The 12,548-nt window shown below is 70.5% G+C and carries 11 protein-coding genes and 1 pseudogene; 10 read left to right on the forward strand and 2 right to left on the reverse strand.

Going from position 1 to position 12,548, the window contains the following annotated elements:
• Positions 1-117: 117 nt before the first annotated feature.
• Genes D7V80_RS22095 through D7V80_RS22125 form a run of 8 tightly spaced genes read left to right on the forward strand, consistent with a single transcriptional unit; the run spans position 118 to position 7,387 of the window.
• Positions 118-816, forward strand: coding sequence for a YIP1 family protein (locus D7V80_RS22095; protein ID WP_120590030.1), 699 nt, complete (start codon positions 118-120; stop codon positions 814-816).
• Positions 813-2,138, forward strand: a complete 1,326-nt coding sequence (locus D7V80_RS22100; RefSeq protein WP_120590031.1) for a TolC family protein — start codon at positions 813-815, stop codon at positions 2,136-2,138. Before D7V80_RS22095 ends, D7V80_RS22100 begins: the two co-directional genes overlap by 4 nt.
• A complete protein-coding gene (locus D7V80_RS22105) occupies positions 2,135-3,388 on the forward strand; it encodes an efflux RND transporter periplasmic adaptor subunit (protein ID WP_120590032.1) in 1,254 nt (417 codons plus the stop codon). Before D7V80_RS22100 ends, D7V80_RS22105 begins: the two co-directional genes overlap by 4 nt.
• Positions 3,385-4,143 (forward strand): ABC transporter ATP-binding protein, encoded by a 759-nt coding sequence (locus D7V80_RS22110; RefSeq protein ID WP_120590033.1) that lies wholly within the window; start codon positions 3,385-3,387, stop codon positions 4,141-4,143. Before D7V80_RS22105 ends, D7V80_RS22110 begins: the two co-directional genes overlap by 4 nt.
• On the forward strand, positions 4,140-5,378 hold the full coding sequence (locus D7V80_RS22115; protein ID WP_120590034.1) for an ABC transporter permease: 1,239 nt from the start codon (positions 4,140-4,142) through the stop codon (positions 5,376-5,378). The genes D7V80_RS22110 and D7V80_RS22115 overlap by 4 nt, the downstream gene beginning before the upstream one ends.
• A gap of 6 nt (positions 5,379-5,384) precedes the next feature.
• Positions 5,385-6,614, forward strand: a complete 1,230-nt coding sequence (locus D7V80_RS22120) for an ABC transporter permease (protein ID WP_120590035.1) — start codon at positions 5,385-5,387, stop codon at positions 6,612-6,614.
• A 9-nt stretch (positions 6,615-6,623) separates the two neighbouring features.
• Positions 6,624-6,755: a hypothetical protein gene (locus tag D7V80_RS43490; protein ID WP_255417657.1), complete on the forward strand. Its 132-nt coding sequence runs from the start codon at positions 6,624-6,626 to the stop codon at positions 6,753-6,755.
• Between the two features lie 53 nt (positions 6,756-6,808).
• Positions 6,809-7,387 carry a GNAT family N-acetyltransferase gene (locus D7V80_RS22125; RefSeq protein WP_120590036.1) on the forward strand — a complete coding sequence of 193 codons (579 nt, stop codon included), beginning with the start codon at positions 6,809-6,811 and terminating at the stop codon, positions 7,385-7,387.
• Between the two features lie 3 nt (positions 7,388-7,390).
• Here D7V80_RS22125 and D7V80_RS22130 read toward each other — a convergent pair whose 3' ends face one another.
• Positions 7,391-9,019, reverse strand: a complete 1,629-nt coding sequence (locus D7V80_RS22130) for a tetratricopeptide repeat protein (RefSeq protein ID WP_147447176.1) — start codon at positions 9,017-9,019, stop codon at positions 7,391-7,393.
• 278 nt (positions 9,020-9,297) lie between these two features.
• Positions 9,298-9,711, reverse strand: coding sequence for a hypothetical protein (locus tag D7V80_RS22135; RefSeq protein ID WP_120579775.1), 414 nt, complete (start codon positions 9,709-9,711; stop codon positions 9,298-9,300).
• A gap of 397 nt (positions 9,712-10,108) precedes the next feature.
• On the opposite strand from D7V80_RS22135, the gene D7V80_RS22140 reads away from it, so the two are divergent.
• Both D7V80_RS22140 and D7V80_RS22145 read left to right on the forward strand, forming a co-directional pair.
• Positions 10,109-12,025, forward strand: a complete 1,917-nt coding sequence (locus D7V80_RS22140) for a thiamine pyrophosphate-binding protein (RefSeq protein WP_120590038.1) — start codon at positions 10,109-10,111, stop codon at positions 12,023-12,025.
• 4 nt (positions 12,026-12,029) lie between these two features.
• Positions 12,030-12,548, forward strand: a pseudogene (locus tag D7V80_RS22145) (3-oxoacyl-ACP synthase); the annotation flags it as partial.

Consider the following 12,548-nt stretch of genomic DNA (forward strand, 5'->3'; position numbering starts at 1 on the left):
AAACCTTGGGGCGCGGCCGGATTTCGTTTGGCTGCCCGCCCGTTTCCCGACTCAATTCAAGGGACCGGGCAATCACTCCGGGAGGGCTGCGTAATTCCGCCCTGAGACCCCATCCCTATGACCTCCCTTGTTCAACCGGCGCGCGTCTTCGTGGACCCTATTGAGGGCACGCGCGCGGCCGTCGAGGCCCGGCGTTGGCTGTGGCCCCTCCTCATCCTCGCCTTCTGCGTCGCCCTCTCCGGCACCGTCTTCGCGCTGCGCTGGGACGCCACCGCCTCCATCGTGAGCGCCCTGCCCAAGGACTCGACCGCGTCCAGCGTGTCCGAGTCCGACATCGCCGAGCAGATCCAGACGGCGTCGCGCAAGGCGCTGGTGGGCGGCATCGCCAATGGGCTCATCGTGATGCCCCTGATGGTGCTGCTGCTCGCGTGCGTCCTCTGGGTCGCCGCCTGGCTCTTCAACAAGCCCGCGGCCTTCGGGCAGCTGATGGCGGCCGCCGCGGTGGCGCTGCTGCCCATCGCGCTGTACCACCTCATCTACGCGGTGTGCGCGGCCTATCAGCACTCGCTCACCGACGTGCGCGCGGTGCGGCTCGTGCCCTCCAGCCTGGCCCTCCTGGACGGCCTGTCGCCGAAGATGCAGCGCGTGCTCAAGGGCGTGGATTTCTTCAACCTGTGGAGCGTGGGCCTGCTGGGAGTGGGCTTCTCCACCGCCACCGGCATGCGCCTGGGGCGCGCGCTGGTGCTCATCGGGGTGATGTACCTCATGTACGTGGGCGTCTTCTTCATTGGTCTTCCGGCGGGAGGTGCGCAGTGAGCGCCTTCCTCGTCGTCGCGACGCTGCTCACCGCCACGCCCATCACGCTGGAGGAGACGCGCCAGCTGGGCCGCAAGAACACCCAGGCGCTCCAGGCCGCGCTGGATGTCGCCGTGGCCCAGGAGGACCAGCGCGTGGCGCGCTCCGGCCTGCTGCCCCAGGTGCAGCTCAACCTGGGCCCCAGCCTGGACTACGTGGGCCAGCGGCGGCAGGTCTTCACCGTCCCCATCAGTGAGACGGAGACCGTCACGCGGGAGGTGGTGGCCACCTCCAACACGGCGGACAGCTACTTCGCGTCCCTGGGCGTGTCGCAGGTCATCTACAACCGCGGTCTCTGGAAGCAGCTGGAGCAGGCGGGCGTCAACGTGGACGCCGTGCGCAACCAGTCCATTGAAGAGGCGGACACCTCCGAGCTGGAGGCCATCCGCCGCTTCTTCAACCTCTTCCTGTCGCAGGCCTCGCTGGACGTGCTCAAGGCCACCGCGCAGCGCAGCGAGGAGCAGCTGGAGCGCGCGCGCGCCCTCTTCACCGCGGGCCGCGTGGGCAAGTCCGAGGAGATCGCCGCCCAGGTCAACCTGGGCAACGACCGCATCAACGTCGTGCAGCGCCAGAACCAGCTGGTGGCGGACCAGGTGCAGCTGGCCGTGTGGCTGGCGCGTCCCGGCACGGAGCTGCTCCAGGCGGTGGACCCCGGCGTGTTCCAGCAGGAGCCCGCGCCGGCGCCCGCCCTGGATGACGCCATCAAGCAGGCCCGCGAGCACCGCGCCCTGCTCAAGGCGCTCCAGCAGCGCGTGCGCGTGGCGGAGCTCCAGCGGGCCATCGTGCAGGGTGACTACATCCCCCGCGTGGGCCTGTCCGCGCGGTACTCGCACAACAGCCAGGCCCCGGGCCCGTTCTTCAGCGAGCCCGGCTACGGCAACATCTTCAACGGTGGCATCAACCTGACGTGGGACCTGTTCAACGGCTTCAACACGGACGCCCAGTCCGCGCGCGCCCAGGTCAACATCCGCAAGGCGGAGCTGACGTTCGCGCAGACGGCGCGGGAGCTGGAGGCGGAGGTGCGCCGCGCCCACCAGGTGCTGGAGGGGCAGATTGCCTCCGCGAAGCTCGCGACGGACAACCGCGCGGTCGCCCAGCAGGGCCTGGCGCTGGCGGAGGAGCGCTTCCGCGCGGGCGCCGGCTCCACGCTGGACGTGCGAGACGCGCAGCTCAAGTTGACCCAGGCGGAGCTGGTGTTGCTCCAGAGCCGCATCGATGTCGAAATCGCCCGCTATGCCCTGTTCCGGGCCATGGGCACGCTGAACCCGGGAGACTCACAATGACGTGGTGGAAGGCGGCAATCGCCGGCGCGCTGTTGCTTGGAGCGGTGGCCATCACCGTGGGCGGCCTGCGGGACCGGCCGCCCCCGACGCAGGAAGTCCAGATGGCCAAGGCCCGCAAGGGCACCATCACCCGCACCATCACCGGCGCGGGCAAGGTGCAGGCGGCCACCACGGTGAAGATCTCCTCCAACCTGTCCGGCGACCTGGTCGCCCTCAAGGTGAAGGACGGCGACGCCATCACCAAGGGGCAGGTGCTGGGGCAGATCGACAAGCGCTACTACGAGGCGGCCGTGAAGCAGGCCACCGCGTCGCGCGACGCGGCCCGCTCCGAGGTCCAGGTGGCGGAGGTGGACACCGTGCGGCAGCGCGCGGAGCTGGCCCGCGTGAAGGGGCTCGCGGAGAAGGGGCTCGCGTCCGCCGCGGAGGTGGAGCAGTCCCAGGCGGTGGTGGACACCGCCGAGGCGCGCCTCGCCGCCGCCCGGCAGCGCGTGGCCCAGAGCAGCGCCGTGCTGGAGCAGGCCTCCACGGACCTGGCGCGCACCACGCTCCTGTCCCCCATCGACGGCAACGTCATCGAGCTGACGCGTGAAGTGGGCGAGCGCGTGCGCGGCTCCGACTTCTCCGAGGACGTGGTGATGACCATCGCCGCGCTCAACCAGATGGAGGTCAAGTTCGAGGTGGGTGAGCACGAGGTCGTCCACCTGAAGTACGGCCAGCCCGCCGAGGTGACGCTGGACGCGCTGGAGGGCCAGTCCTTCACCGGCACCGTGGTGGAGATCGCCCAGAAGGCCACCATCAAGAACCCGGGCACGGAGGCTGAAGTCACGAGCTTCCCCATCACCGTCGCCCTGGACGCGCGTCCGCCGGGCGTGCTCCCCGGCATGAGCGCCGAGGCGCGCATCAGCGCGGAGACGCACAACGACGCGGTGCTGGTGCCCATCCAGGCCGTCACGGTGCGCGCGGAGCGCTCGCTGCCGGACTACCAGGCGCCGGTGGAGGGCACGTCCCTCACCGCCAAGCGCCGCACGGAGGCGCTGGCCAAGGTCGTGTTCGTGGTGGACAACGACAACAAGGCGCAGGTGCGCCGCGTGCGCACCGGCATCGCCTCCGACACGGAGCTGGAGGTGCTGGAGGGCCTGCAGGTCGGTGACCGCGTGGTGGAGGGCCCCTACCGCACGCTGTCCAAGGAGCTGTCCCACGGGGACGCGGTGCGCGAGCCGGAGAAGGCCGCGGCGAAGGGCAAGTCGTGACGTCCACCCCTGCACCGGACGCGGGCCCCCTCATCCAGGTGGAGGGGCTCACGCGGGCCTTCTTCGTGGGCGGTGAAGAAGTGCGCGCGCTGCGCGGCGTGTCCTTTGGCATCCAGCGGGGGGAGTGGGTGGCCATCATCGGCCAGTCCGGCTCCGGCAAGAGCACGCTCATGAACGTGCTGGGCTGCCTGGATACGCCCACGAGCGGCCGCTACATGCTCAACGGCAAGGACGTGTCGCGCATGGACGACGACGACCTGGCCGTCATCCGCAACGTGGAGATCGGCTTCATCTTCCAGACGTTCCAGCTGCTGCCCCGCGAGACTGCGCTCGCCAACGTGGAGCTGCCGCTGGTGTACCGGGGGATGGGCGCGAAGGAGCGGCGCGAGCGGGCGAAGGCGGCGCTGGACAAGGTGCAGCTCACGCACCGCATGCACCACCGGCCCAACGAGCTGTCGGGCGGTCAGCGCCAGCGCGTGGCCATCGCGCGGGCGCTGGTGTCGGAGCCGTCCATGCTCCTGGCGGACGAGCCCACGGGCAACCTGGACTCGGCCACCGGCGAGGAGATCGTCAAGCTCTTCGAGCAGCTGCACCGCGCGGGGCACACGCTGGTGCTCGTCACGCACGAGCCCAAGCTGGCCGCGCGCTGCCCCCGGGCCATCCGGTTGAGCGACGGGGAGATCGTCGCGGACGGGCCGGGGCCTGAGGTGGCGATGGGTGGGCACACGGTGGTGCCGCAGGCGGGCACCGCGTGAGCTTCCGGCGGGTCTTCCGCGTGGACGTGCTGGAGGGGGCCCGCATCGCGGTGTTCTCCCTCCGGGCGAACCGGATGCGCACGGTGCTCACGACGCTGGGTATCGGCATCGGCGTGGCCACACTGCTCGCCATTGTCGGCATCATCCAGGGGCTCAACGCGTCGTTCGAGAAGCAGCTGGCCACGCTGGGCGCCAACACGGTCTTCATCTCCAAGTACCCCTGGATGGTCAAAGGGAACTGGTGGCTCTACCGCAACCGGAAGAACTTCACGCTGGAGCAGGTGGCGCAGCTGCGCGCCCAGGCGGACTTCATCACCGCCATCTCCCCGGCGGTGATGCGGACGTCCGACGTGGCGCACGGCGCGCTCCAGGTCTCCAACGTGCGCATCAACGGCGTGTGGAGCGACTACCTGGCCATCGGCAACTACGAGGTGGTGTCCGGACGGTTCCTCACCCGCGCGGATGAAGAGGTGAACCGGGCGGTGACGGTGCTGGGCGCGGACGTGGCCGCCTCGCTCTTTCCCAGCATCAGCCCGCTGGGGCAGACGGTGCGCATCGATGGGCGGCCCTTTCAGGTGGTGGGCACGTTGGGGCGCAAGGGGAAGGTCGTGGCGGAGAACATGGACATGTCCGTGTTCATGCCCTTCAAGACCTTCAACTCGCACTTCGGCAAGGGGCGGCCCATGCAGATCGCCATCGCCGTGGCGGACGCGGGGCAGATGGCGAAGGCGGAGGACCAGTTGGTGGGCATCATGCGGCGCGTGCGCGCGACGCCGCCGGGCCAGCCGGACGACTTCAACGTCAACCGGACGGACTCGCTCGCGGCGACCTACGAGCAGCTCACCGGCGCGCTCTACGCCGTGGCCACGGGCGTGGGGCTGATCACCCTGCTGGTGGGCGGCATCGGCATCATGAACATCATGCTGGTGTCGGTGCGCGAGCGGACGCGGGAGATTGGCGTCCGGCGGGCGCTGGGCGCGCGGCAGCGGACCATCGTCATCCAGTTCCTGATGGAGGCCTCCAGCGTGTCCGCGGTGGGTGGGCTGTTGGGGACGACGGTGGGGCTGGGCACGGCGAAGCTCGTGTCTCTGGTGACGCCGCTGGCGGCGGACGTGCGTCCGGGCACGGTGGTGGGCGGGGTGGCGTTCGCGGCGCTGGTAGGCCTGCTGTTCGGCATCTGGCCGGCCGCGCGGGCGGCGAAGCTGGACCCGGTGGAAGCGCTCCGCTACGAATAGGCACAGATGCGCGCCTTCCTGGACAACCTGCGGCTGGCGCTCGGCACGTTCCTGGGCAACCCGCTGCGCTCGCTCTTGACGCTGGTGGGCATCGTCATCGGTGTTGCCACCGTCATCACGATGATGGCGCTCATCGAAGGCCTGCGCGAACAGGTGAACAAGAACCTGGGCAGCCTGGGCGCGCACACCTTCGAGGTGACGAAGTGGCCCACCGGCTTCGGTCGCATCAACTGGGCGAAGTACGCCAAGCGCAAGGACCTGCGCGGCGACGACGTGCGCGCCATCGTGGAGTCCTGTCCCTCGGTGGGCGCGGCCACACCCAAGGCCCAGGAGTGGGGCAAGAAGCTGACCACGGCGTTCCGGGAGACGCCCCCTTCGGTGAGCGTCCTGGGCACGGAGCCCACGTACCTGGAGACGAGCGGCGTCATCGTTTCGACTGGCCGCTTCTTCAACGAGACGGAGACGCTGGACGGCCGCCCGGTGATGGTCATTGGCGTGGACCTGGCGGACACGCTCTTCCCGGGCATGAATCCGGTGGGCTCCGAGGTGCGGCTCCAGGGCCGGCCGTTCCAGGTGATTGGCGTGCTGCAGAAGCGCGGCAGTGTCATGGGGATGGCCAGCCAGGACAACCAGGCCATCATGCCCATGCGCGCCTTCCAGCAGTTCTACGGCAAGAACCGCTCGGTGGAGATCGACATCCAGGCGCGTGACGGGGAGTCGTTCCAGAAGGCGCAGGACGAAGTGGTGAACCTGATGCGCCGCCGCCGGGGCCTCACGCCGCAGGAGGCGAACGACTTCGAGCTGCACACCAACGAGTCCATGACGGCGTCGTTCAACGAGCTGTCGCAGGTCATCGCGTTCGCGGGCGTGGGCGTGTGCCTGCTGTCGCTGGTGGTGGGCGGCATCGGCATCCTGAACATCATGCTGATGTCGGTGACGGAGCGGACGCGGGAGATTGGCATCCGCAAGGCGCTGGGCGCGCGCCGCCGCCGCATCCTGGGCCAGTTCGCCACGGAGGCGGTGATGCTGTCGCTCGTGGGCGGCGTGCTGGGACTGGGGCTGGGCTTCGGGTTCGTCTTCCTGGGCAAGTGGGTGCTGCTGTTCCCCATGAGCGTGCCCGCGTGGGCCGTGGCGCTGTCGCTGGGGATGAGCTGCGGCGTGGGGCTCATCTTCGGCATCTACCCGGCGTCGCGCGCGGCGCGGCTGGATCCGGTGGAGGCGATGCGCGCGGAGTAGGGAGCGGGAATGGGTGACGCACTGGCGGAGCGCCAGGGGATGCGGGCCCTGGTGTACCTGCGTCCCCGGCCCACCCGGCTCGCGGTGCGGCTGTTGCTGGAGGCCTGCCAGGAGGAGTGGGCACGCAAGCCATGGCGGTGATGGCGCCCACCCGGTAGGGTGCTCGTGTCCCTACCGCAGGGGGCCCGCACCGCATGTCCATGATCTACGTCACGCTGCCGCTGCCCGTCGTCCCCGCGCCGTTCCGGGTTCGCGTCTTCACCCCCGAGGACATGGACGGCGTCATCGCGCTGTACTCGCATCCGGAGGTGGCGCGGAGCCTGAACTTCACGGTGCCCGTGCCGCGGGAGACGCTGCACCAGAAGCTGACCGGCGACCTGGAGGCGATGCGCCAGGGCAAGGGCATCCGGTGGGTGTTGTCGAAGGACGAGGACCCGACGCCCCTGGGCTACCTGACCCTCTTCAACTGGAGCCAGAAGGACCGCCGCGCGGAGGTGGGCTACATGGTGGGCCGCTCAGTGTGGGGGCAGGGCGTGATGACGGGCATCCTGCCCGCGCTGATCCGCTTCGGCTTCGAGCAGCTGAACCTCCACCGCATCGAGGGCATGGTGAACGTGCGCAACACCGCGTCGTACAAGGCGCTGACGCGCGCGGGCTTCCAGCAGGAAGGCGTGATGCGCGGCTACCAGGCCGACGGGAACGGGGGCGGGTTCAACGACATCATCCTGCTCGCGCTGCTCGAAGACGCCTGGCGCGCGTCCGTCGCGACGTAGGCCTCACGGCAGGTCGCGCGCGAACTGCTCGCGGTAGCGGTCCTGGAGCGTCTTCAGCTGGCGGGTGCCCCGGTACTCGCGCGCGAGCAGGTGCCACGCCTCCGTGCGTGAAGGCTCCAGGGCGATGACCCGCTCCAGGTGCTTGCGTGCACGCGCATGCGCACGGGTGTTCGTCGCCAGCACGCCGAGCAGCAGGTGCGCCTGCACCGCATCCTCCCGGAACGCGAGCACCCGCTCACAGGCCGTGCGCGCGGAGCCCAGGCGCCCCTGGAGCAGGTGCAGCTCGCATTGCAGGAGCGTGACGGAGGGGCTCGCCGGATACTCCTGCGCCAGCGCGGCGATGCGCTCCCGCGCGGGCCCTGACGAGCCGGCATGCAGCAGCGCCTCGACGCCGGACACCGCGCGCACCAGGGCTCCCTCCCGTGCGGGAGCGATAGCGGCGGTGCTCGCCTCAGGCCGGGCCGGCAGCGCCACCTGTCTGCGGAGGCGGGCCGCCTGTTCCAGCACGGTGGTGGAAGCCGCCAGCCCCTGGGCCCGGGCCGCCGTCTGCTCCGCCCACGTCACGCAGTGGGCGCGGAGGAAGAGGGCCGCCAGGTCCGCCCACTGCGCGGGCTCCACGTCCGCGCGGGCCTCCAGATTCGTCCTCGCCGCCACCAGGCTGTCCCGGGCCTCGTCGAAGCGGCCCGCGTGCAGGTGGAGCAGCGCGACGTTCATTCGCAGGGAGGGCTCGCGGGGAAACCGCGCGATGGCCCGCTCGCAGCGCTCACGCGTGGCGTCCAGGCCCGGAGTGACGCGCACGGCGAGGTAGCACGCCAGCAACTGCACGCGCTCGTTCTGGGGATGCCGCACGGCCAGCGGCTCCAGGGCCTCCGCGGCCACCTCCGGCCGGCCCGCCTTCTCCAGGGCGATGACCTCCGCCAGCCGCTGCCGCTCCTGAGGTGTCAGCGAAAGGGGCGTGCCCTCCGGCCCCAGCACGACGCTGGAGGCGCGCACCCGCTCCGTCCATTCGAGGAGGAAGTCCCGCTCGGCCCCTTCCCAGGCCGGGCCCGTCATGGCCTCCGCCGCCGCGCGCAGCTCGCGGGCCCAGGCCTTCTGCGCCTCCAGCTCCACGCGCGCCCCGGGCAGGTGCCTCAGCCCCGCGCCCAGCAGCGCGAGCGTCCGCGCATCGAACCCCGTCTGGCCCACGTCGTACTTCGGCGACATCCATCCCCGTCCGTCGCGCACGTGCGGCGCGCCCAGGGTGTGGGCCCACTCGTGCAGCAGGACCGCCACCTCCAGCCGCTGCCGCGCCTCCACCGGCAGCTCTCCGCCCAGGCCGCGCAACACGCAGTGCCGTCCCAGCACGCGCGCGAAGCCCAGCTCGTGCTGCGCGCCGCTGAAGGTCGCCGGTGCCGCCACCAGGCCCACGACGAGGTCCACGTCCTCGCCCGCGTCCACTTCCTCCAACGCGTCCAGCACCGGCTCCAGCGCACCGTCCGAACCGCGCCGATCCCATGCCCGCGCGGACTCCAGCTCGAACGTGATGCCCAGGGGGCCGCGCAACGACTCGCTCGCGCGCTGGAGCCAGCCGGCAACGCCTCGCTCCCAATGGAGCCCCCGCGCACGGTGGTCCACGTCCGCGTACACGCGCACCCGCAACACCTTCGCCGTAGGGGCAGGGGAGGAAAGCGCTGACAGGGAGGTGCTCGCACGCGCGTTGTCACGCGACTGCGACGGAGCGGCGCAGCGCAGCTCCAGGAATCCGGCGAGGAGGAACAGGACCGCCCTGAACCAGCCTGGCGTCCGCGGGGACCCGGGAATCACGGACAGGACCTGGCAGGTAGAGAGGGAACAGTGCCCGCGAACGGGCTGGGGAGGCGGTGGGCCTCTACCGGAACGAGGCTGCCACCGCCATCACCCGGGGACGGACGTCAGGCCGCGGCGTCCTCTTCCTTCGAGGGCTCCGTGGCGTTCGTGATCCAGTCGATCGCCTTGTGCTCCCAATCGGAGTCCTTCGACGCGTCGATGTAGCGCTCCCACTCGTACACGCCGCTCTGCTTGGCCATGCGCACCATCATCAGGCGGGCCACGGTGCTGTCGAGCACCACCGCCGAGCGCACCATGCCGTTCTGCCGGAGCCAGCCCATCGCCTGCTTGATGATCTCCTGGGTCTCCGGCGGGTTCGCCTTCTGGCCGCGGATATCCACCATCAGACCGAAGGGCCTCCCACGCTTGATCGCCACCTTGGCGCGAAGGTCCTCGAACCAGACCTTGGCCTCGGCGGGGGTGATGTAGCCCGGCGCATTGAGCCGGAAGCCGTACTCCGTCCTCAGATTCTCAGCCATGACAACCCCCACGTTGATGATGTGGTGCCCGCGCCATTCCCGTGTGACTCCGGCTGGATGGCCGCGTGCCCACGAGCCTACCCCAGTCGGCACGTGAGTGGATCCACTCCTGCTGCACCTGCGTACGCGCGCGAACCACGTCCTCCCCGTGAAGATAGAGACGTCCCCCCGTAAACGTGGTACTCGTCACGGAGTGTGAGAATCCAGCGTCAGGCGAACTTTCCACTATTTTTACTTCACACTCGCTCGCTTCTCCGCTATTAAGGGGATGCAGTTTTTCAGCATCCCCGCAACACTGTCACACGCATCGAGGTCCCCCCGGACTCGGTGGCAGCGAGTCGACGCGGCAGGCAGCGTCGAACCTCACGGGTTCCGGGGCCTTGGAGACCGTCCTTCAATGTCCAACTCCTCGCTCGCTGAGCTCCAGGCCGTCACGTCGAACACCCTGCGGAACGAGGTGCCCGTCGAGGCACTCCGGCACGAGACGCCGACCGCGGGGAAGACGAACGTGATGGAGGCGCGTCACGGCGATCCGATCCCGATGTACGGGGACGTGAACGCGCGGGGCTTCAAGACGGTGGAGGACATCACGGTCGCGGACTGCGTGATCGCGCACCTGGAGGCGGAAGAGGTGGACGCGGTGTTCGGCGTCCCGGGCGGCAACATCGCCCCGTTCCAGCAGGCGCTGCGCAAGCACAAGTCCATGCGCTTCATCATCGCGTCGCACGAAGGTGGCGCGGCGTTCATGGCGGACGGCTACGCGCGCGCGACGGGCAAGCTGGGCGTGTGCATGGTGACGGCGGGCCCGGGTGCCACCAACGCGCTGACGGGCGTGGCCTCCGCGCACCTGGACGGCGTGCCCCTCCTGGCCATCAGCGGCAACATCGCCACGGACCGCGTGGGCCTGATGGCCATCCAGGAGAGCAGCAGCACCCACGGCGTGAACACGGTGGAGATGTTCCGCCAGGCGTGCGCCAGCTCCACGGGCGTGCCGGACGCGCAGAGCTTCCAGCGGCTGCTGGCGCGTTCGATGCGCACCGCGCAGGGCCTGCCCGGCGGCGCCGCGCACCTGAGCGTGCCGGCCAACATCGCGCGCCAGCCCATCCACCGCGCCTCCGTTCCCACCACGCGTGGCGCCTTCCGCGCGCGTCCGGCGACCGCGCCCTTCGAGGACCTGCGCGCCGCCTTCACGCTGCTGCGCACCGCGCGCCGCCCGCTCATCTTCCTGGGCGCGGGTGCACGCGAGGCGATGGCGGAGCACGCCGAGACGTTCACCGCGTTCGTCACCCAGCACGGCATCCCGGTGGCCACCAGCATGCGCGGCAAGGGGCTGTTCTCCGAGCGCGAGGCGCTGTCGCTGGGCGTGCTGGGCCTGGCCGGCAGCAAGCGCGCCGAGGCGTACCTGCGCGACGGCGTGGACGTGATGCTCGTCCTGGGCAGCCGCCTGGGTGAGTGGGCCTCCCGCAGCTTCCACCGCTACTTCCAGGCCATCCACCACGTCATCCAGGTGGACGTGAACGCCTCCAACATCGGCCAGTTCCTGCCGGTGCGGCTGCCCATCGTGGCGGACGTGGGCTCGGTGATGACGGGCCTGGCGGAGCTGGGGCAGATGATTGGCCCGTCCAGCGGCGCGCGCGTGCAGGAGCGCTGGGCGCAGGTGATGGCGCTGACGGAGCCCGCGCCCGCCGTCCGCACCCCGCAGGCCCGGGACTCGGTGAAGCCGCAGGACCTGATGGCGGAGCTCGACAAGCACCTGAGCCCGGACATGGACCTGTACATCGACATGGGCAACTGCACGGGTTGGACGTCGCACCTGCTGCACATCACGCCCCCCGCGCGCATCTTCTACCCGTGCGGCCTGTCGTCCATGGGCTGGTCCTGCGGCGCCGTCATCGGCGGCAAGGTGGGCCGGCCGGACCGCTCCGCGGTGGCCATCGTCGGCGACGGCGCGTTCCTGATGAACGGCACGGAGATGATCACCGCCTCGCGCTACCGCGTGGGCACGGTGACCATCGTCCTCAACGACAACTTCCTGGGCATGGTGAACCACGGCGAGCACGTGCAGGACCGCACCGTGCCGCTGGAGGATGACTACTACGGCCTGGGCAACCCGGACCTGAAGGCCTTCTCCGAGTCGCTGGGCGCGCGCGCCTACACGGTGAACGGCCCCGGCCAGCTGGACGCGCTGCTGCCGGAAGTGCTGCGCCGCGCGAACGAGACCGGCCAGCCGCAGGTCATCGTCGCGCACATCGACTACCGCGAGGTCCCGCCGTACGGCGACCGCTTCGCCGCGGTGGCGTCGGACGGGAAGTAGCCGCATGTCGGCCGCGACCTTCGCGCTCCTGGGAGTCGGCGCCGCTGTCCCGGAGCAGGTTCGCGGCAATGACGACCCGCTGTTCGAGCCCCTGCGCCGCGCCGCCGGAAGCGGTGGGGAGCACGCGCTCTTCTACGGCAACCGCGAGCGCCGGGTGCTGGGCCCGGGCGAGTCCCTGGCCGCGCTCACCGCGAAGGCGGGCGCCGCCGCGCTTGATGACGCGGGGCTGACGGCGGCGGACGTGGAGCGGCTGTACGGCTACGTGTCGGTGTCGGAGTTCATCGCGCCGAACGAGCTGTACGCGGTGCACCGCGAGCTGGGCCTGTCACAGGGCACGCTGGTGGTGCCGGTGAACGCGGACTTCGCCAACTTCCTGATGGGCGTGGTGCTGGCCTGGGAGGCCCTGCGCGCGGGCAGCATCCGGCACGCGCTGGTGGCGGTGGGCTCCGCGTGGACCCGCAACGTGGACTACACGCAGGGCCACGCCATTGGCATTGGCGACGGGGCGGGCGCGGTGGTGGTG

Origin of the sequence: Corallococcus sp. CA054B, assembly GCF_003611625.1 — a bacterium.
Lineage (GTDB): Bacteria > Myxococcota > Myxococcia > Myxococcales > Myxococcaceae > Corallococcus > Corallococcus coralloides.

Bases quoted from the DNA above. Each gene is read 5' to 3' on its own strand.
- D7V80_RS22125 (WP_120590036.1), top strand. From the start codon at position 6,809: ATGTCCATGATCTACGTCACGCTGCCGCTGCCCGTCGTCCCCGCGCCG.
- D7V80_RS22140 (WP_120590038.1), top strand. From the start codon at position 10,109: ATGTCCAACTCCTCGCTCGCTGAGCTCCAGGCCGTCACGTCGAACACC.
- D7V80_RS22105 (WP_120590032.1), top strand. From the start codon at position 2,135: ATGACGTGGTGGAAGGCGGCAATCGCCGGCGCGCTGTTGCTTGGAGCG.
- D7V80_RS22120 (WP_120590035.1), top strand. From the start codon at position 5,385: ATGCGCGCCTTCCTGGACAACCTGCGGCTGGCGCTCGGCACGTTCCTG.
- D7V80_RS22135 (WP_120579775.1), bottom strand. From the start codon at position 9,711: ATGGCTGAGAATCTGAGGACGGAGTACGGCTTCCGGCTCAATGCGCCG.
- D7V80_RS22095 (WP_120590030.1), top strand. From the start codon at position 118: ATGACCTCCCTTGTTCAACCGGCGCGCGTCTTCGTGGACCCTATTGAG.
- D7V80_RS43490 (WP_255417657.1), top strand. From the start codon at position 6,624: ATGGGTGACGCACTGGCGGAGCGCCAGGGGATGCGGGCCCTGGTGTAC.